The following is a 19,910-nucleotide window of genomic DNA, read 5'->3' on the forward strand; positions in this document are numbered from 1 at the left end:
CCTGCAAAGTCGCGACCTTTTTGTCCGGTGGCTTTCCATCGCTGTGCTTTGAGGTAACGATGATAAATGCAGTAATTGCGGCGGTTGGCGTCATGCTGGTGCTCAGCCTGTCCCGCGTGCATGTGGTGATCGCGCTGATCGTCGGCGCATTGGTGGGCGGCCTGACGGGCGGCCTGGGGATCGAGGCGACGCTCAAGGCGTTCAATGCAGGCTTGGGTGGCGGCGCTACGGTGGCGCTGTCCTACGCATTGCTGGGTGCTTTCGCCGTGGCGATCGCCAAGTCCGGCATGGCTCACGCCTTGGCCGACAAAGCCCTGGCCATGGTCGACCGCCAGGACGCCGCCGGCGGCACGGGCGTCAAGTGGGTGCTGATCGGCCTGCTGGGTACCGTCGCGGTCGCTTCACAGAATATCCTGCCGATCCACATCGCCTTCATCCCGCTGCTGGTGCCGCCACTTTTATATGTACTGACCAAGTTGCAGATGGACCGCCGGTTGATCGCCTGCGTCATGACCTTCGGCCTGATCACGCCCTATATGTTCCTGCCGGTGGGCTTCGGCAATATTTTCCTTAACGAAATCCTGTTGGCCAACGTCGCGAGAAGTGGCGTGGACGTCAGCGGCATCAACATCACCCACGCCATGGGCATCCCGGCGCTGGGCATGGTGTTTGGCCTGGCGCTGTCGTTTATCACCTATCGCAAGAAACGCGTCTATGACCTGAAGAAAATCGGTCGCGCCGAGCAGGTGGCGGTGCGCTATAACCCGCTCAGCCTGTTGGTGGCGGGGTTGGCGATCGCGGCGGCCTTTGCCATCCAGCTGCTGCTCGACTCGATGATCATCGGCGCCCTGGCCGGCTTCCTGATCTTTTCTGTCTCGGGTGTGGTGCGTTGGCGCGAGACCGATGACCTGTTCACCGAAGGCATGAAGATGATGGCGATGATCGGCTTCATCATGATCGCCGCGTCGGGGTTCGCCGAGGTGATGAAGGCCACCGGTGAAGTCCAGAGCCTGGTTGAAACCTCGGCGGCCTGGATCGGCCACAACAAGGGCGTCGGCGCATTGCTGATGTTGCTGGTGGGATTGTTGGTGACCATGGGCATCGGCTCGTCGTTCTCCACGGTGCCGATCCTGGCGACTATCTTTGTGCCGCTGTGCCTGCAACTGGGTTTCAGCCCGCTGGCGATCGTCTGCATCGTCGGCACCGCCGGCGCCTTGGGCGATGCCGGCTCGCCTGCCTCGGACTCGACGCTGGGCCCGACCTCCGGCCTGAACATCGACGGCCAGCATCACCACATCTGGGACACCGTGGTTCCGACCTTCATCCATTACAACCTGCCGTTGCTGGTGTTTGGTTGGGTGGCGGCGATGGTGTTGTAGGCCAAGACCGCGTTGCGTTCATCGCGAGCAGGCTCGCTCCCACATTGGATCGCATTTTCCTGTGGAAGCGAGCTTGCTCGCGATGGGGCCCTTGAATTCAGCGACCCTGCCAACTGACTGTTCACCTTGTCCTACAGTTTTGCCGTGGGCTGCCGTTAACCCAGCTAACCACACCATAAAACCTACAAGAGTGAACAGCATGCGCCTGAGCTTGAAGGCTAAAGTCCTGTCCCTGGCAATACTGCCGGTATTGCTGTCCGCCGTGATCATCAGCCTGACCACTGCGTTCATCTTGAAGGAACAGGCCAGCAAAGAAGTCCAGCAAACCCGCGAGCGCCTGCTCAGCGAGGCCAAGGCCACCCTACAGAATTATGTCGCGGTCGGGCTGACGGCCATCAAGCCGCTCTACGATGCCGCCGCGCCCGGCGATAACGAGGCGCGTGCCCAGGCGATCAAGTTGCTGTCCAATATCAGCTACGGCAAGGACGGCTATTTCTTCGGCTATGACTCCGAGACCATTCGTCTGTTCAAGGCCAACAGCCCTGATGGTGTAGGCAAGAGTTTCAAGGACAACCGCGATCCGAACGGTGTCTACGTCAACCGTGACCTGGTGAAAGTCGCCAAGGACGGCACGCATTACCTCGAATACAGCTCGCCGCTGCCGGGCAGCAAAGACCTGGTGCCGAAGCTCGGCTACACCGAATACTTGTCCAAGTGGGACCTGGCGGTGGGCAGCTCGGTGAATCTGGATGGCATCGAAGGTCAGGTGGCGTTGGTGGAAGCCAAGGTCCACGATCGGCTGCAAGGCGTGATCCTCAGCATCGTCGGGATTGCCGCCGTGGTGTTGCTGGTGATCGCGGTGGTGGGCCTGGTGCTCGCCAACACCATCCTGCGTCCGTTGCACCTGATGAAGGACAACCTCGACGACATCGCGGCGGGAGAGGGCGATCTGACCCGGCGCCTGGCGATTACCAGCCAGGATGAACTGGGCCAACTGGCCGGTTCGTTCAACCGTTTCGTCGACAAGATCCACGGCCTGGTGCGGCAGATCACCGACATGACCTCGCAGCTGACCGGGCTGGTGACGCAAGTCTCCGAGCAAGCCCAGCGTTCAGAGCAGGCCATGGAACGCCAGCGCCACGAAACCGACCAGGTCGCCACCGCGATCAACGAGATGTCCTCCGCCGCCCAGGAAGTCGCCCGCAGTGCCCAGGGCGCCGCCGTCGCGGCCCAGCAGACCGACGAAGAAGGCCAGTCGGCCAAGCGCGTGGTGGCCGGCAGTATCCAGCAGATCCATGCGTTGGTGAACGATATCCGCAGCAGCGGCGTGTCCTTGGACAGTCTGCAACAGGACGTGGCCTCGATCGTCAGTGTCCTGGGAGTGATTCGTTCGATCGCCGAGCAGACAAACCTGCTGGCCCTTAACGCCGCCATCGAGGCCGCGCGGGCCGGCGAAGCGGGACGCGGTTTTGCGGTGGTCGCCGATGAAGTCCGTGCCCTGGCCAGCCGGACCCAGCAAAGCACCCAGGAAATTCAGGGGATGATCGACCGGTTGCAGTCCGGCACCCATGCGGCGGTGGAAGCGATGCGCCGTTCCAGTGAGGCCGGCGACGGCACGTCGGAACGGGCCAATGAGGCCGGCGCTTCACTGGACACCATGGCGCAGCTGATCGGCACCATCAACTCGATGAACGCCCAGATCGCCAGTGCCGCCGAAGAACAGACCGCGGTAGCCGAAGAAATCAACCGCAGCGTTCACCAGATCGCCGTGGCCGTGGACAGCGTTGCCGACGAAACCCAACTCGGCGCCCAGACCTCCCGCAGCCTGGCCGACCTGGGCCAGCGCCTGGGCAAGCTGGTGGGGCAGTTCCGGATCTGATCCGGGCAGCAGGAGCTGCCGAAGGCTGCGATCTTTCGCTTTCGATCCAGATGTGCCGCCTGGCTCGCCAGGCCCTATCGGAAGCGGAGGATCGCAGCCTTCGGCAGTTTCTGTCGGTCATCCTGTGGGAGCGAGCAAGCGCGCTCCCACAGTTGTTCTTCGCCGCCTGCATTGCCGGATCAGTGCCTGGGCTATGGCTCGCGCACCCTGTATCAACACGCCGAACGGCACATCCACCGCAATGTCGGGTCGAAAAGCGGCGGGGTAGGCCACGTCCGGCCAGGCGGTGTTGATTTGGGTTCATGGCGCGCAGCAGACGCGACGGCACTCCGGCGAGTCCTGGCGGACTAATGTGTATCTGCCAAGGACATGGAAAGCAAATGAACCGCAAGAACCTCCAAAACAAATCGCAGATGTTGCTGCTGATCCTGGTCAGCATCGCCTTCGTCTGGATCCTACTGCCGTTCTACGGAGCGGTGTTCTGGGCCGTCATCCTGGGCATCGTCTTCGCGCCGCTGCAGCGGCGGCTGCAATTGAAACTCAACTGGCCGCGCAACCTCACGACGCTGCTGACCCTGACCAGTTGCATGCTGATCGCTGTCTTGCCGGTCATCGTCATCAGCACCTTGCTGGTCCAGGAAGGCGCGGCACTCTACAAGAGCCTGGAAAGTGGCGAGCTGGACGTTGCCGATTACCTGGCCCGCTTCAAGGAAGCATTGCCCCCGTACTTCCAGCACCTGCTGGACCGTTTTGGCCTGGGCAACCTGAGCGGGTTGCGGGACAAGATCGTCAAGAGCGCGATGCAGGGCAGCGAATTCTTCGCCACCCAGGCGTTCAGTTTCGGCCAGGGGACGTTCCAATTCCTGGTGAGCTTTTTCGTGATGCTCTACCTGCTGTTCTTTTTCCTGCGCGACGGTCCGGAACTGGTGCGCAAGGTTCGCTTTGCCGTGCCATTGGCGGAGCACCAGAAGCGCCGCCTGCAGTTGAAATTCAACCGGGTGGTGCGGGCGACGGTGAAAGGCAACCTGTTGGTAGCGATTACCCAGGGCGCACTGGGCGGCTTGATCTTTTGGGTGCTTGGCATTCCGACAGTGCTGCCCTGGGCGGTGCTGATGGCGTTCCTGTCGCTGCTGCCAGCCGTGGGAGCGGGCATCGTCTGGGCGCCGGTGGCGGTGTATTTCCTGCTGTCCGGGGCGATCTGGCAGGGCGTCGTGCTGACCCTGTTCGGTGTATTCGTGATCGGCCTGGTGGATAACTTCCTGCGGCCGATCCTGGTGGGCAAGGACACCAAGATGCCCGACTACATGGTCCTGGTCTCGACACTGGGCGGGCTGGCGGTGTTTGGCCTGAACGGCTTCGTCATCGGCCCGTTGATCGCGGCACTGTTCCTGTCGTGCTGGGCGTTGTTCGTCGAAAATACGCCTCGGGTGCAATTGCCTTAGGCGCGCAGCAGATAGGGACCGATGCGTTGCGACATGGCCTGGGCAGCGGGCAGTGAAGTCAGCGGACCGCTGATGGTCACGCCGTCCTGCACCAGATACCAGCAAGCCAGCAGGCCTCGTTCCCTGAGCGGGGCGGGGACGGCGCTGCCAATGACAGACATGATTTGAACCTTGGGCATGGGAAACCTCCATCAATCGATGGGGCTACCTTACGTCTCATGAAGGATGGGGAAAAATCAACGGCTTCAATAGTAGGAATCGATGCCGCTCAATCGACCACCAGGTCCAGCATGTGCACCACTTCCTGCTCGTTGAGCAGGCCCTTGCGGACCAGGCTCTCCGCGAGCAGCGAGAGGAACTTGGCGCTGCGGTGGCCTTCGAGGTGCTTGAGCTCGGTCAGTGCGTTGTACACCTTGCTCGAGGTGCACAGTCCCACGATGCGGTGAGGGTTTTGTGTTGGCATGGCTTCGTCCTTGTTGTTATGAAGCTGCAATGGCGGACCGGGACAGTTTGCGGCACGGCCATGACGCTCAGGTGACAGCTTGGGATTGGGAAAAACAAAGCAGGATTCAGACCATGATGCCGCATTGGCGCCAAATTATTGTTCTGGTAGCGACCTCAGACAGGCGCTCTACGGCCATCAGCGGGCTCTGACCGCCGAAAGGCGCCCATAAAAAAGCCCCTGAATCTTTCGATTCAAGGGCTTTGATTTTTGCTGTCTGGCTCCACGACCTGGACTCGAACCAGGGACCCAGTGATTAACAGTCACTTGCTCTACCAACTGAGCTATCGCGGAATGACGCGTATGTTACTGATTGGAAAAGAGAAGTCAAGCTTGGGTTGATGATTGGGCGGGATTTTCCTGGTTGAGGTGTTCAGGTAGCAAATGTTACTGCTCCACACATTACCGGCCGGACGCTGACCACTGTGGCGAGGGGATAAATCCCTGGCCACAGGGGACACCCAAAAAAAACGGGAAGCTCGATGGCTTCCCGCTTTTCATCCAGCGCCGGGGTGTCAGATCACCTGGACGATGGCCTTGGTTACCGCATCGATGTTGTTCTGGTTCAGCGCGGCCACGCAGATGCGGCCGGTGTCCAGGGCATAGATGCCGAACTCGTTGCGCAGGCGCGTCACTTGTTCAACGGTCAGGCCGGAGTAGGAGAACATCCCGCTCTGGCGTGCGACGAAGCTGAAGTCGTGGTGCGGCGCGGCCTTGGCCAGCATGTCCACCATCTGGTCGCGCATGCCGCGGATGCGCAGGCGCATCTCGGCCAGTTCTTCTTCCCACTGGGCCCGCAACTCAGGGCTGTTGAGCACGGCGGCGACGATGCTGGCGCCGTGGGTTGGCGGGTTGGAGTAGTTGGTGCGGATCACGCGCTTGACCTGGGACAGGACGCGGGCACTTTCTTCCTTCGACTCGCTGACGATCGACAAGGCGCCGACGCGCTCGCCATACAGCGAGAACGACTTGGAGAACGAACTGGAGGCGAAGAAGGTCAGGCCCGACTCGGCGAACAGGCGCACCGCCGCGGCGTCTTCATCAATACCCTTGCCAAAGCCCTGGTAGGCCATGTCCAGGAACGGCACGTGGTTCTTGGCCTTGACCACGGCCAGCACGTTTTTCCAGTCCTCGGGGCTCAGGTCCACGCCGGTCGGGTTGTGGCAGCAGGCGTGCAGCACAACGATCGAGCGGTCGGGCAGGGCGTTGAGGTCTTCCAGCAGGCCGCTGCGGTTCACGTCGTGGGTGGCGGCGTCGTAGTAGCGATAGTTCTGTACTGGGAAACCGGCGGTTTCGAACAGGGCGCGGTGGTTTTCCCAGCTTGGGTCGCTAATGGCCACGACCGCGTCTGGCAGCAGTTGCTTGAGGAAGTCGGCGCCGATCTTCAGTGCGCCAGTGCCGCCCACGGCCTGGGTGGTGATGACGCGGCCCGAAGCGATCAGCGGGGAGTCCTTGCCGAACAGCAGGGTCTGGACCGCCTGGTCATAGGCGGCGATGCCGTCGATCGGCAGGTAGCCACGGGACACGTGCTGAGCCACGCGAATTGTCTCGGCTTCAACCACGGCGCGCAGCAATGGAATGCGCCCTTCCTCGTTGCAGTAAACACCTACGCCCAGGTTGACCTTGTTGGTACGGGTGTCGGCGTTGAAAGCTTCGTTGAGGCCCAGGATGGGGTCGCGTGGTGCCAATTCGACAGCGGAAAACAGGCTCATTAGTGCGCGGCTCTGAATGGAGAGTGAGGGGACGTGTCGCGCTCCAGCCGGATGCACTAGAGCGGTGCACAAACGGGGAGCTAGTATAGAGGCCATCACCGGGCAGGGCGACAGGCTAATCGGTCTTTACCGTAAGTATTTTCGTTTTTTTTCCGATCGTTAGTCCCTTCGCCGCGTCAAAGTCTGCAAGGCGTGTAGGACGCTCGTCTTGAAAGCGAAGGCATTCACCTCCACATTGTGTGAATTCCAGCTTTTTCATCGGCCGACGTCAGTCAATTCGGTCTTCCTCGTTCCCGTCGGCTGGCCGACAGGAGTGAACCCAGGGGTTATGTTATGTCTGAATTCCAGCTAGTCACCCGCTTCCAGCCCGCCGGCGATCAGCCGGAAGCCATCCGCCTGATGGTCGAAGGCATCGAGGCCGGGCTGGCGCACCAGACGTTGCTGGGTGTGACCGGCTCGGGCAAGACTTTCAGCATCGCCAACGTGATCGCCCAGGTGCAGCGCCCGACGCTGGTGCTGGCGCCGAACAAGACGCTGGCGGCGCAGTTGTACGGCGAGTTCAAGGCATTTTTTCCGAACAACGCGGTGGAATACTTCGTTTCCTACTACGACTACTACCAGCCCGAAGCGTATGTGCCGTCGTCGGACACCTTCATCGAAAAGGACGCCTCGATCAACGACCACATCGAGCAGATGCGGCTGTCGGCGACCAAGGCGTTGCTCGAGCGCAAGGACGCGATCATCGTCACCACGGTGTCGTGCATCTATGGCTTGGGCAGCCCGGAAACGTACTTGAAGATGGTGCTGCACGTGGATCGGGGCGATAAGCTCGACCAGCGCGCCTTGCTCCGGCGCCTGGCGGATTTGCAGTACACCCGCAACGACATGGATTTTGCCCGGGCGACGTTCCGCGTGCGGGGTGATGTGATCGACATCTACCCGGCAGAGTCGGACCTGGAAGCGATCCGCATCGAGCTGTTCGACGACGAAGTGGAAAGCATCTCGGCCTTCGATCCGCTGACCGGCGAAGTGATCCGCAAGATGCCGCGCTTCACCTTCTATCCCAAGAGCCACTACGTAACGCCACGGGAAACCTTGCTGGGCGCCATCGAGGGGATCAAGGCCGAGCTGCAAGAACGCCTGGAATACCTGCGTTCGAACAACAAGCTGGTGGAGGCCCAACGCCTGGAGCAGCGGACCCGCTTCGACCTGGAAATGATCCTGGAATTGGGTTACTGCAACGGCATCGAGAACTACTCGCGCTACCTCTCGGGCCGTCCGGCGGGCGCACCGCCACCCACTTTGTACGACTACCTGCCGCCTGACGCCCTGCTGGTGATCGACGAGTCCCACGTCAGCGTGCCGCAAGTTGGCGCCATGTACAAAGGCGACCGTTCGCGCAAGGAAACCCTGGTGGAATATGGTTTCCGCCTGCCCTCGGCACTGGATAACCGGCCGATGCGTTTCGACGAATGGGAAAGCGTCAGCCCGCAGACGATTTTCGTCTCGGCCACTCCTGGCAATTACGAGGCCGAGCATGCCGGTCGCGTGGTCGAGCAAGTAGTGCGGCCGACGGGGCTGGTGGACCCGCAGGTCGAGGTGCGCCCGGCACTGACCCAGGTCGATGATTTGCTGTCGGAAATCACGAAACGCGTGGCGCTAGAGGAGCGGGTGCTGGTCACCACGCTCACCAAGCGCATGGCCGAAGACCTCACCGATTACCTGGCCGACCATGGCGTGCGGGTGCGTTACCTGCACTCGGACATCGACACGGTGGAGCGGGTCGAGATCATCCGCGACCTGCGCCTGGGCACTTTCGACGTGTTGGTGGGCATCAACCTGCTGCGCGAGGGTCTGGACATGCCGGAGGTGTCGCTGGTGGCGATCCTCGACGCTGACAAGGAAGGTTTCCTGCGCTCCGAGCGCTCGTTGATCCAGACCATCGGTCGCGCGGCGCGAAACCTCAACGGCCGCGCGATTTTGTATGCCGATCGCATCACCGGGTCCATGGAGCGGGCTATCGGCGAGACCGAGCGCCGCCGCGACAAGCAGATCGCCTTCAACCTGGCCAATGGCATTACGCCTAAAGGCGTGTTCAAGGACGTCGCCGATATCATGGAAGGCGCCACGGTGCCTGGCTCGCGCAGCAAGAAACGCAAGGGCATGGCCAAAGCCGCCGAGGAAAGCGCCCGCTACGAAGCCGAACTGCGCTCGCCGAGCGAAATCACCAAGCGTATCCGGCAATTGGAAGAGAAGATGTACCAACTGGCCCGTGACCTGGAGTTCGAGGCCGCGGCGCAGTTGCGCGATGAGATAGGCAAGTTGCGCGAGCGGTTGCTGACTGTCTGACTCTTGCAGTGGCTTCGAAGGCCTCATCGTCGGAACGCCGCCCGGAGCAGGCTCGCTCCCACAGTGGACCGCATCCAGTCCAGACAACTCGGTTTCCTGTGGGAGCGAGCCTGCTCGCGATGAGGGCGACTCGGTCTGGCAGGCTTTACTCAAATCGGCCTCTCACTGGAGCCCGCCCACCATCGCCTGTTACCATTCGCCCCCTGTTTGATCTTCGCTTTTATCTTCTTTCCGAGACATGCCATGACCACCGTCCGTACCCGCATCGCGCCTTCGCCCACTGGCGATCCCCATGTCGGCACCGCTTACATCGCCTTGTTCAACTATTGCTTTGCCAAGCAGCACGGTGGTGAGTTCATCCTGCGGATCGAGGACACCGATCAGTTGCGCTCGACCCGCGAGTCGGAACAGCAGATTTTCGACGCCCTTCGCTGGCTCGGCATCGACTGGAGCGAAGGCCCGGATGTTGGCGGCCCGCATGGCCCGTATCGCCAGAGCGAGCGCGGCGAGATCTACAAGCAGTACTGTCAGCAACTGGTGGACATGGGGCACGCATTCCCTTGTTTCTGCACCGCCGAAGAGCTCGACCAGATGCGCGCCGAGCAGATCGCCCGTGGCGAAACCCCGCGCTATGACGGTCGCGCGCTGCTGCTGTCCAAGGAAGAAGTCGCCCGTCGCCTGGCCGCTGGCGAGCCCCATGTGATCCGCATGAAGGTGCCGACCGAGGGCGTCTGCGTGGTGCCGGACATGCTGCGTGGCGATGTCGAGATCCCATGGGACCGCATGGACATGCAAGTGCTGATGAAGACCGACGGCCTGCCGACGTACTTCCTGGCCAACGTGGTCGACGACCACCTGATGGGCATCACCCACGTCCTGCGCGGTGAGGAGTGGCTGCCGTCGGCGCCGAAACTGATCCTGCTTTACGAGTACTTCGGCTGGGAGCAACCGCAGTTGTGCTACATGCCGCTGCTACGCAATCCGGACAAGAGCAAGCTGTCCAAGCGCAAGAACCCGACCTCGGTGACTTTCTACGAGCGCATGGGCTTCATGCCCGAGGCGATGCTCAACTACCTGGGGCGCATGGGCTGGTCGATGCCCGACGAGCGCGAGAAGTTCTCGCTGCAGGAAATGGTCGAACACTTCGACCTTTCGCGTGTTTCCCTGGGCGGGCCGATCTTCGACGTCGAGAAATTGTCCTGGCTCAACGGCCAATGGCTGCGTGACCTGCCTGTGGAAGAGTTCGCCGCGCGCGTGCAGAAGTGGGCGTTCAACCCTGAATACATGATGAAGATTGCCCCGCACGTGCAGGGCAGGGTCGAGACGTTCAGCCAGATCGCGCCATTGGCCGGGTTCTTCTTTGCCGGTGGCGTGACCCCCGATGCGAAGCTGTTCGAATCCAAGAAGCTTTCGGGCGACCAGGTGCGGCAGTTGATGCAATTGATCCTCTGGAAGCTCGAAAGCCTGCGCCAGTGGGAAAAGGACAGCATCACCGCGACGATTCAGGCAGTGGTCGAATCCCTGGAGTTGAAACTGCGCGACGCAATGCCGCTGATGTTTGCCGCCATTACTGGCCAGGCGAGCTCGGTGTCGGTGCTCGATGCCATGGAAATCCTCGGGCCGGACCTGACCCGTTTCCGCCTGCGCCAGGCCATCGATCTGCTCGGTGGCGTGTCCAAGAAGGAGAACAAGGAGTGGGAAAAGCTGCTGGGCGCGATCGCTTAAGCGGCTGATGGAGGAGGGCATGCCCCGGTTTTCCGGGGTTTGTCGGTAAGTGATTGTTATCCCGGCAAAAAATTTTCAAATTCTTTGAAAATAAATTTGACAGCCCTCCGATACGCCCTTAAGATTCGCCCCGTCCTCAGCGATGAGGGGCTATAGCTCAGCTGGGAGAGCGCTTGCATGGCATGCAAGAGGTCGACGGTTCGATCCCGTCTAGCTCCACCAATTTACACTTCAAGGCCTGGCCACACCGGCCTTGAAGCGATCAACTCTCAGCGTTGATCAGTTGTATAGAAGGGTTTGCGTCCCCTTCGTCTAGTGGCCTAGGACACCGCCCTTTCACGGCGGTAACAGGGGTTCGAGTCCCCTAGGGGACGCCAGTTTTACAGAAGCGATGTTGCAAGATGTCGCTCCGCCGCGAGGCGAAAAATCCGGGGCTATAGCTCAGCTGGGAGAGCGCTTGCATGGCATGCAAGAGGTCGACGGTTCGATCCCGTCTAGCTCCACCAATTTCAGGTTCAAGGTCTGGCCACTCCGGCCTTGAATCGATCAGTTCTCAGCGCTGATCAAGTAAGAAGGTTTGTGTCCCCTTCGTCTAGTGGCCTAGGACACCGCCCTTTCACGGCGGTAACAGGGGTTCGAGTCCCCTAGGGGACGCCACGATTACCCGCTCTGCGGGATTTTATAAGGGTCATTCAATTCTTGAATGGCCCTTTTGTTTGCCTGGCGTTCAGCCAATTTCCTATTCTCCTGAAAATACTTCTGACCGGCGGTCAACATTTCGCTTGCGAAAATTTATTATGAGAATAATATTTCAATCGTAATATTCGGAGGCAACGATGAGCGATAAAAAAGCACAGACCCGCGAACGCATTCTCAAGGCCGCCAGCGATGCGCTGATCCAGCGCGGGCCGGCCGAGCCGAGCGTGGGCGAGGTGATGGGGGCGGCCGGGCTGACGGTGGGTGGTTTCTACGCTCATTTCGAAAGCAAGGACGCCTTGATGCTGGAGGCGTTCAAGCAGTTGCTGAACCGCCGCCGTGGCTTGATCGCCGACATGGATGCCGAGCTGACGGGTGAAGAACGGCGCGCCTTGGTCGCGGCCTTCTACTTGTCGCGCAAGCACCGCGACTCAACCGAGCAGGCGTGTCCGATTCCGGCATCGGTCGGGGAGCTCGGGCGGCTGCCGGATGCATTTCGTGAGGTGCTCAATGAGCATATCGAGCTGATGGTCGCGCAATTGGCCGCCAGCCCCGAAGACGCGGACAAAGCCCTGGCTGACATTGCCTTGATGGTCGGCGGCCTGGCGCTGGCACGGGCATTGGGCCCGGGTGAGTTATCGGATCGTTTGCTGCGCGCCGCCAAGTCGGCGGTGCGCTGAGCTAAGGCGCAAGCCCTGGAGATGAGCATGGACAGGTTGAGCTGGATTCGTGGCGTCAATGGCACCCTTGGTTGGATAGCACCGCGCCTGGTGGCGAAGAAAATGCGCAGGGTCTTCATGAGTCCACGCAACCTGCCACCGAGGGCCTGGGAGTTGCCATTGCTTGCCTCGTCCGAGCGCATTACCTTGCGCTTCGGCCTGTCTGCCTTGCGCTGGGGCAAAGGCCCGGCGGTCCTGCTGATGCATGGCTGGGAAGGACGGCCGACGCAGTTCGCGGCCTTGATAACCGCGCTGGTGGATGCTGGTTATACCGTGGTGGCGCTGGACGGACCGGCCCATGGTCGCTCGCCGGGCCACGAAGCCAACGTCCTGTTGTTTGCCCGGGCGATGCTCGAAGCCGCAGCTGAGTTGCCACCGCTGCAAGCGGTGATCGGTCACTCCATGGGTGGCGCCAGTGCCATGCTGGCGGTCCAGTTGGGCTTGCGGACCGAGACGCTGGTCAGCATCGCCGCGCCTGCGCGGATCCTCGGCGTGCTGCGTGGGTTCGCACGGATGATGGGAATGCCCGCCAGGGCCCGCTCGGCTTTCATTCGCCAGGTGGAGCAGGATGTGGGCATGCAGGCTTCGAAGATGGATGTTGCGCAATACCAGCTGGATATTCCAGGGTTGATTATCCATGCCGAGGACGATACGTCGGTTTCGGTCAGGGAATCGCAACTGATCCATGAAGCCTGGTTCGACAGTCGCTTGCTGCGGTTGTCCGAGGGTGGACACCAGCGAGTCCTGGCCGATCCCCGTGTCATTGATGGCGTGTTATCACTGCTGGCGGGGCGCAGCTTGCAAGCGCGGCAATCGGCTTGAGCTTCCGTTACACTGCCCCGATCCAAATTCGACCGGGAGAGGGGCATGGGCTGGGATCGGGCAACGCCGTTCATTATTGATCTTCAGGTCAATCCAGAAGATATCGATGGGCTAGGCCACGCCAACAACGCGGTGTACGTCACCTGGCTGGAGCGTTGCGCGTGGCGGCATTCCCAGCGCCTGGGCCTGGATCTGGTGGAATACCGGCGACTGGATCGGGCCATGGCGGTGGTGCGGCATGAAATCGATTATCTGGCGGCCGCCTACGAGGGCGACGAATTGCAGTTGGCGACCTGGATCGTCGACTGGGACCAGCGCCTGAAAATGACCCGGCATTTCCAGCTGGTCCGTCCCAGTGATAACACCACATTGCTGCGGGCCCAGACCACTTTCGTTTGCATCGAACTGTCTACCGGCCGGCCCAAGCGCATGCCGCCGGAGTTCATCGAAGGTTATGGCGTGGCGCTGAATTCATCTGACCTCTTTATAGACTGACCCACCGCCATCGCGAGCAGGCTCGCTCCCACAGGGTTTGGTGGTGGATTCCGGTTTTGTGGGCGCCTTGGAGTCGGTGTGGGAGCGAGCTTGCTCGCGATGGCGGCGGCACATCCAGCATCTTCCCAAGCTGATACACCGCCATCGCGAGCAGGCTCGCTCCCACAGTGATTCGTGGTGGATTCCGATTTTGTGAAGGAAATCCGCTAAACTGCTGCACGTTTTTTCGTTGAGGTGTGTTTCCCATGCAAATTGCCTTGGCGCCCATGGAGGGGTTGGTCGACAACATCCTGCGGGACGTCCTGACCCGTGTTGGCGGCATCGATTGGTGCGTCACCGAGTTCATTCGCGTCAACGACCGTCTGCTCACGCCGGCCTATTTCCATAAGCTTGCCCCTGAACTGTTGACCGGTGCCCAAACAGCGGCGGGTGTGCCCCTGCGTGTGCAGTTGCTCGGTTCCGACCCGGTATGCCTGGCGGAAAACGCGGCGCTGGCCTGCGAGCTGGGCTCCGAGGTGATCGATTTGAATTTCGGGTGCCCGGCCAAGACAGTGAACAAGTCACGGGGCGGGGCGGTGTTGCTCAAGGAGCCAGAGCTGCTCAACGAAATCGTGGAACATGTCCGTCGTGCGGTGCCCAAGCACATTCCGGTTACGGCGAAGATGCGCCTGGGTTTCGACAGCCCGGACGGCGCGCTGGTCTGCGCCACGGCGCTGGCCGAGGGCGGCGCGGCGCACATCGTCGTGCATGCGCGGACCAAGGTCGACGGCTATAAGCCACCGGCCCACTGGGAGTGGATTCCCCGCGTCCAGGAAGTGGTCAAGGTGCCGGTGTTCGCCAACGGCGATATCTGGTGCGTCGATGACTGGCGTCGGTGCCGGGAAATCAGCGGTGTCGAAGACATAATGCTCGGCCGTGGACTGGTCTCCCGTCCCGACCTGGCGCGGCAGATCGCCGCCGCCCGGGCGGGTGAAGAGGTTATCGAGATGTCTTGGGCCGACCTGCAACCGATGCTCCAGGATTTCTGGGTACAGGTAGTGGAGCAATTGACCCCTCGCCAGGCGCCGGGTCGCTTGAAGCAATGGCTGGCCATGCTGACCCGCAATTACCCCGAAGCCGTGGAGTTGTTCGGCGCGCTACGGCGGGAAACGGAACTGGATGCGGTGGGCCATTTATTGGGTGTGCAGCGCACCGAAGCGGCCTGAAAAAAATCTCAGGAAAAGCTCTTGAAAAGTTTTTGGCGGACCCTAGATAGGGGGTACGCGATGCCGAATTCGGGTCGCGGAGACAAAAAACCTTGCTGAACTTTCAGGAGATTTGAATCATGAGTACTGCATTTTCGCTGGCCCCTCTGTTCCGTTCCTCGGTGGGCTTCGACCGTTTCAACGACCTGTTCGAAACCGCACTGCGCAACGAACCGGGCAGCAGTTATCCACCTTACAACGTGGAAAAACACGGCGATGACGAATACCGCATCGTAGTCGCCGCTGCCGGGTTCCGGGAAGAAGACCTGGACCTGCAAGTGGAAAAAGGTGTGCTGACCATCAGCGGCGGCAAGCGCGAGGCCAGCAACGACAGCGTGACCTACCTGCACCAAGGCATCGCCCAGCGGGCGTTCAAGCTGTCCTTCCGGTTGGCGGATCATATCGAGATCAAGGCCGCCGGCCTGAGCAACGGTCTGTTGAGCATCGACCTGTTGCGCGTGGTACCGGAAGAGGCGAAAGCCAAGCGCATCCCGATCAACGGTGCGCAGCAAAAACCCGCGCTGGAGAATTGATCCATCGCAATTGAAGAAGGGCGCCGAATGGCGCCCTTCTTCGTTTGAGACAGAAAACTAACGTGGCGCGAGAGCAAGCTCCCTCGCCACAAGAGCTGGCAAACCGCTACGGCAACAACCGCTCAAACGCCTCCAGCGGCAACGGCCGGCTGTGCAGGTAACCCTGGTACAAATGACAATCGAGCCCCTGCAGGAACTGCAATTGTTCCAGCGTCTCCACCCCTTCGGCGATCATTTCCAAGTTCAGGCTACGGGCCATGGCCACGATGGCGCGGATGATTTCGGCGTCATTGGGGTCGCTGGTGGCGTCCCGCACGAAGGATTGATCGATTTTCAACGTGTCGACCGGTAGGCGTTTGAGGTACGTCAGCGACGAGTATCCCGTGCCGAAATCATCCATGGCGAAGCTCACGCCCAGTTTCTTGAGGCGACGCATCTTGCCGATGGTGTCGTCCAGGTTCTGGATTACGATGCCTTCGGTGATTTCCAGTTTGAGCACGCAATAGGGCAGGCCGTGACGGGAGAGGCTGCTTTCGATGCGTTCGACGAAATCACTCTGGCGAAACTGCCGTGGGCTGATGTTGACGCACAATTTGAAGCGCTGCGGATCGACCTTGCCCTTGGCGATCAAGTGCTTGAAGCCGTTGCAGGCTTCATCGAGGATCCAGGTCCCGACCTCCAGGATCAAGCCGCTGTCTTCCAGTACCTTGATGAACTCGTTGGGCGACTGCGCACCCAGGTCCGGATGATTCCAACGGACCAGGGCTTCGGCGCCGATGATGCGGTTGTCCCGGGCATCGATCTGGGGCTGGAAATGCAAACTGAACTCGTTGCGAGCCAGGGCCTGGCGCAAGTCGGTTTCCATGCGCAGTCGCTCGCTCGCGGCTTTTTGCATGGTGGCGTGGAACATCTGCGACGTGTTGCGCCCCGAGTCCTTGGCGCGGTAGAGGGCAATGTCGGCGCGCTTGAGCAGGTCGGTCGGGGTGGAGCCGTGGTCCGGAATCAGCGCCATGCCAATGCTGGGCGTAACTTGAAGCCGTTGGCCGTCCAGGAACATCGGTTCCGAGAGCAGGTCACGCAGGGTGTCGGCCAGGTTCTGTACCTGTTCGCTGACCGCGGCCCGTGTGCCTTCGAGGCCGCTGAGCAGTACCACGAACTCGTCGCCACCCAGCCGCGCCACGGTGTCTTCGAGGCGCACGCTGGCTTCGAGGCGTGCGGTGATGATCTTCAGCACCGTATCGCCCACCGGATGGCCGAGGGAGTCATTGATGTGCTTGAAGTGGTCCAGGTCGAGGAACAGCAGGGCACCGCGAAGGCTGTGGCGCTTGAGCAAGGCGATCTGCTGGCTCAAGCGGTCCATCAACAACGCCCGGTTGGGCAGGTTGGTGAGTGGGTCGTGATAAGCCAGGTGGCGGATCTGCGCTTCGGCGTTGCGCAGCAGGCTGACGTCCCGGGCTGTCAGCAGCAGACAGGCGGTCTCGTTGAGCGTGATGGGTTCCACCGACACTTCCACCGTGAGGATTTCCCCACGCTTGTTGCGCCCGAGCATTTCTTGATGAACGACCCGGCCCTTGAGCTGTAGCTCTGCCAGCAGCGCCGTGCGTTGTTTTTCCTCGGCCCAGATGCCGACTTCGTACACTGTGTGGCCGACTACTTCGTCGGCGCGATAGCCGGTGAGGCGGCAGAAACCGTCGTTGACCTCAAGGTAGCGGCCGCTTTCGCATTCAGTGATGGTGATGGCGTCAGGGCTGGAGTGGAAAGCCTTGGCGAATTTTTCCTCGCTGGCCTTGAGCGCCGCCTCGGAACGCTGCTGCTGGGTGATGTCCCGCAGGGTGGTGACGATGCAGGGCTGGTTGCCGACGTGGATCTGCCGGCTGGAAATCACGCAGGTCAGCGGCTGGCCGTTCTTGTGGTGGACGACGATGGCGACATTGCTCAGCGATTGCTCACGGATCACCCGTTCGATGCGTTGCAGGCTGCTGCCGGACGCGTCCCACAGACCAATCTCGTCGGCGCTGCGGCCGATGACGTCGCTGGCCGCCCAGCCGAAGGTCTGGGTGAAGCTGGAGTTGATTTCCAGGAATCTGCCATCGTCCTGGTGGGTCACGCAGATCGGGTCGGGGCTGACCTGGAACAGTGTGGCGAATTTTTCTTCCGATGCCGCCAGGCTCTGTTCGCGCTCCACCTGATCGGTGATGTCGAGCAAAGTGCCGGCCATGCGCAAGGGGCTGCCGTCGTCGTCGCGGTAGAGGCGGGCGCGGCTCTCAAGATAGCGTGAGCTGCCGTCCGGCAGCTGCACGCGATAGGTCAATTGATAGTTGCCCGCCGGGCCTTCGCGCAGGCTGCGGTAGGCGTTGCGCATGTTGTTGCGTTCTTCGGTGGGTACGCCCTCGAAAAACGCGTCGAACGATTCATGAAAGGCTTTGGGCTCCAGGCCATGGAGCTGCGCGGCCCGGGCCGAACCGTAGAGCATGCCGCTGGGAATGTGCCAGTCCCAGGTGCCCAGTTGCGCCGAGTCGAGGGCCAGGTCCAGGCGTTCCTGGCTGTCCTTGAGGGCCTGTTCGGCGAGTTTGCGCTCGGTGGTGTCCAGGAACGTGCTCAGCAGGTACGGTTGGCCTTCGAGTTCGACTTTCTGCGCGCTGAGGATGCCGTTGTGGACCTGGCCGTTACTGGCCCGGAACTCCACTTCCATGCTCACCAGTTCGCCTTTGGCCTTGGTCGCCTCCACCAGCTTCGCCCGTTGCCTGGGGTCGACCCACAGGCCCAGTTCCAGAGTGGTGCGGCCAATCACATCGTGAACCGGCCAGCCGAACAGGCTTTCGAAATACTGGTTGGCTTCGCTGATCAGGCCGTCCTCCTGGCGGGTCAGCAAGACCATGTTCGGGCAAAGATGAAAAAGCGTGGCGAAGCGTTTTTCCGAGCTGCGCAGCGCCTGTTCCCGTTCGCGCTGGTGGGTGATCTCGCGAATGACCCCGATCATGCGTGGACGGCCATGTTTGTCGGGCAATACGCTGCCGCTGATTTCCAGCCAATGCAGGCTGCCGTCGGGCCAGACGATTCGGTGGTGCATGGCCTGCTCGAGCGGTGCGCCGGCCACCGCCGCGTGAAACGCGCGCATGGCCCGGGCCCGGTCCTCGGGCAGCAACAGATCGAGGTAGTCCACGTCGGCGGGTAACGGTTGGCGCGGATCGAAGCCGAACAGTGCCTGGGTGCCTCGGGACCAACTGATCTGCCCGGTATCGATGTCCCACGACCAGGCCCCCAGCCGCGCTCCGTTCAGGGCGGCCAGCAGCTGTGGCGCGCTGTCCCAGCTCTGCTCGGACCGCTTCGGGTCGAGCGCCTGGATACGCGGCAGGGGCGGAAGATGGTCGGCGGGTTTGGGCATTCTCTAGCGGGCCTTGGGCGGGTGGGTGTGATGCACAGGCGTAGTGGCCCTATAGGAGTAGCACAACTTATGCCCTTGTCCCTGGCAGATCGATTTGTGCGTCCAGTAGAGCCATGAAAGCCCGTGCTGCATTCGACAGCGTCCGTTCGGTGTGCACGATATAGCCTAGCTGGCGACTGAGCTGTATGCCCGGCAAAGGAATGCGCGCCACCTGTTCGTCGAGCATGGTGCGCGGCAGGACGCTCCAGGCCAGGCCGATGGAGACCATCATCTTTATGGTTTCCAGATAATTCGTGCTCATGGCGATGTTCGGTGTCAGGCCTTGGGCTTCGAACAGTCGCTGGACGATGTGATGGGTGAAGGTATTGCCGCCAGGGAACACCGCCGGATGCAAGGCGATGTCCGCCAGGCTCACTGCGCCGTTTTCCAGCAGCACATGTTCCGGCGCTACGACGAAATCCAGCGGGTCATCCCACACCGGCTTGGCCCTTACCAGTGCGTGGGGCTCGGGGGCGAGGGTGATGACGGCGAGTTCCGCGCGACCGTGAAGGATTTCCTCGTAGGCCACTTCCGAATCAAGGAACTGAATATCCAATGCCACCTGTGGGTAGCGTCGGGTGAATTCCCTTAATAAGGAGGGCAGGCGATGCAAGCCGATGTGGTGACTGGTGGCGAGGGTCAGCCGCCCGGTCACTTCGCCGGTCAGATTGGTCAGGGCGCGGCGGGTGTCGTCGAGCACGTTGAGAATCTGATAGGCCCGGGGCAGCAGCGCCCGGCCGGCTTCGGTCAGGCCAATTTCACGGCCCAGCCGGTCGAAGAGGCGCACATTGAGCTGTTGTTCCAGCCCGGCAATACGCTTGCTGATAGCGGGCTGGGTGAGGTGCAGGCGCTCGCCGGCTCCGGAGAAACTGCCGGTCTCGGCGATGGCAATAAAGGCGTTGAGGTTGGCTAAGTCCATGGCCGTACCGGTCGAATTCCTGTTGGTTATGCAAAGCATGAAAAATATGAATTTGAGTTATTTAATGTAG

At 61.2% G+C, this 19,910-nt stretch carries 15 protein-coding genes and 5 tRNA genes; 14 read left to right on the forward strand and 6 right to left on the reverse strand.

The window, feature by feature from the left end; translation table 11 throughout:
* The first annotated feature begins 62 nt into the window (after window positions 1–62).
* From J3P90_RS08290 to J3P90_RS08300, 3 genes are all read left to right on the forward strand, one after another.
* Entirely contained in the window at window positions 63–1,379 is a 1,317-nt protein-coding gene (locus tag J3P90_RS08290) for a Na+/H+ antiporter family protein (protein ID WP_434676552.1), read from the forward strand.
* Between the two features lie 199 nt (window positions 1,380–1,578).
* Entirely contained in the window at window positions 1,579–3,258 is a 1,680-nt protein-coding gene (locus tag J3P90_RS08295; protein ID WP_434635516.1) for a methyl-accepting chemotaxis protein, read from the forward strand.
* A gap of 380 nt (window positions 3,259–3,638) precedes the next feature.
* The gene (locus tag J3P90_RS08300; protein ID WP_420765672.1) at window positions 3,639–4,700 is read left to right on the forward strand and encodes an AI-2E family transporter; all 1,062 of its coding nucleotides are present in this window, start codon (window positions 3,639–3,641) and stop codon (window positions 4,698–4,700) included.
* Here J3P90_RS08300 and J3P90_RS08305 read toward each other — a convergent pair.
* The 4 genes from J3P90_RS08305 to J3P90_RS08320 all read right to left on the reverse strand — a co-directional run bounded on the left by J3P90_RS08305 (window position 4,697) and on the right by J3P90_RS08320 (window position 6,914).
* Window positions 4,697–4,879, reverse strand: a complete 183-nt coding sequence (locus J3P90_RS08305; protein ID WP_434606899.1) for a hypothetical protein — start codon at window positions 4,877–4,879, stop codon at window positions 4,697–4,699. The two genes, J3P90_RS08300 and J3P90_RS08305, sit on opposite strands and share 4 nt — an antisense overlap.
* A gap of 89 nt (window positions 4,880–4,968) precedes the next feature.
* Window positions 4,969–5,163, reverse strand: coding sequence for a hypothetical protein (locus tag J3P90_RS08310; RefSeq protein WP_420765674.1), 195 nt, complete (start codon window positions 5,161–5,163; stop codon window positions 4,969–4,971).
* 257 nt (window positions 5,164–5,420) lie between these two features.
* Window positions 5,421–5,496, reverse strand: a tRNA-Asn gene (locus J3P90_RS08315).
* Between the two features lie 221 nt (window positions 5,497–5,717).
* Entirely contained in the window at window positions 5,718–6,914 is a 1,197-nt protein-coding gene (locus J3P90_RS08320; RefSeq protein ID WP_420765675.1) for an amino acid aminotransferase, read from the reverse strand.
* 333 nt (window positions 6,915–7,247) lie between these two features.
* Between J3P90_RS08320 and uvrB the strand changes: the two genes are divergently transcribed.
* The 11 genes from uvrB to J3P90_RS08375 all read left to right on the forward strand — a co-directional run bounded on the left by uvrB (window position 7,248) and on the right by J3P90_RS08375 (window position 15,497).
* Window positions 7,248–9,263, forward strand: a complete 2,016-nt coding sequence (gene uvrB, locus J3P90_RS08325) for an excinuclease ABC subunit UvrB (protein ID WP_434606894.1) — start codon at window positions 7,248–7,250, stop codon at window positions 9,261–9,263.
* A 243-nt stretch (window positions 9,264–9,506) separates the two neighbouring features.
* Window positions 9,507–10,988: a glutamate--tRNA ligase gene (gene gltX / locus J3P90_RS08330; protein ID WP_039593947.1), complete on the forward strand. Its 1,482-nt coding sequence runs from the start codon at window positions 9,507–9,509 to the stop codon at window positions 10,986–10,988.
* Window positions 10,989–11,134: 146 nt separating this feature from the next.
* Window positions 11,135–11,210: transfer RNA gene (locus J3P90_RS08335), tRNA-Ala, on the forward strand.
* 79 nt (window positions 11,211–11,289) lie between these two features.
* Window positions 11,290–11,365 (forward strand) — tRNA-Glu (locus J3P90_RS08340).
* Window positions 11,366–11,418: 53 nt separating this feature from the next.
* Window positions 11,419–11,494: transfer RNA gene (locus J3P90_RS08345), tRNA-Ala, on the forward strand.
* A 75-nt stretch (window positions 11,495–11,569) separates the two neighbouring features.
* Window positions 11,570–11,645, forward strand: a tRNA-Glu gene (locus J3P90_RS08350).
* A gap of 179 nt (window positions 11,646–11,824) precedes the next feature.
* Window positions 11,825–12,364, forward strand: coding sequence for a TetR/AcrR family transcriptional regulator (locus J3P90_RS08355; RefSeq protein WP_039593946.1), 540 nt, complete (start codon window positions 11,825–11,827; stop codon window positions 12,362–12,364).
* 27 nt (window positions 12,365–12,391) lie between these two features.
* Window positions 12,392–13,225: an alpha/beta fold hydrolase gene (locus J3P90_RS08360; RefSeq protein ID WP_434676102.1), complete on the forward strand. Its 834-nt coding sequence runs from the start codon at window positions 12,392–12,394 to the stop codon at window positions 13,223–13,225.
* 45 nt (window positions 13,226–13,270) lie between these two features.
* A complete protein-coding gene (locus tag J3P90_RS08365) occupies window positions 13,271–13,720 on the forward strand; it encodes an acyl-CoA thioesterase (RefSeq protein ID WP_434606889.1) in 450 nt (149 codons plus the stop codon).
* A 245-nt stretch (window positions 13,721–13,965) separates the two neighbouring features.
* A complete protein-coding gene (locus tag J3P90_RS08370; RefSeq protein ID WP_420765680.1) occupies window positions 13,966–14,925 on the forward strand; it encodes a tRNA dihydrouridine synthase in 960 nt (319 codons plus the stop codon).
* Window positions 14,926–15,044: 119 nt separating this feature from the next.
* Window positions 15,045–15,497, forward strand: a complete 453-nt coding sequence (locus tag J3P90_RS08375) for an Hsp20 family protein (protein ID WP_420765681.1) — start codon at window positions 15,045–15,047, stop codon at window positions 15,495–15,497.
* A 106-nt stretch (window positions 15,498–15,603) separates the two neighbouring features.
* Here the strand turns inward: J3P90_RS08375 and J3P90_RS08380 are convergent, their stop codons facing one another.
* Both J3P90_RS08380 and J3P90_RS08385 read right to left on the reverse strand, forming a co-directional pair.
* The gene (locus J3P90_RS08380) at window positions 15,604–18,882 is read right to left on the reverse strand and encodes a PAS domain S-box protein (protein ID WP_434648378.1); all 3,279 of its coding nucleotides are present in this window, start codon (window positions 18,880–18,882) and stop codon (window positions 15,604–15,606) included.
* 67 nt (window positions 18,883–18,949) lie between these two features.
* Complete coding sequence (locus J3P90_RS08385) at window positions 18,950–19,840, reverse strand: LysR family transcriptional regulator (protein WP_434606885.1); 891 nt, start codon at window positions 19,838–19,840, stop codon at window positions 18,950–18,952.
* Between the last annotated feature and the right edge of the window lie 70 nt (window positions 19,841–19,910).

Source organism: Pseudomonas sp. D3-10 (assembly GCF_051132175.1).
GTDB lineage: Bacteria > Pseudomonadota > Gammaproteobacteria > Pseudomonadales > Pseudomonadaceae > Aquipseudomonas.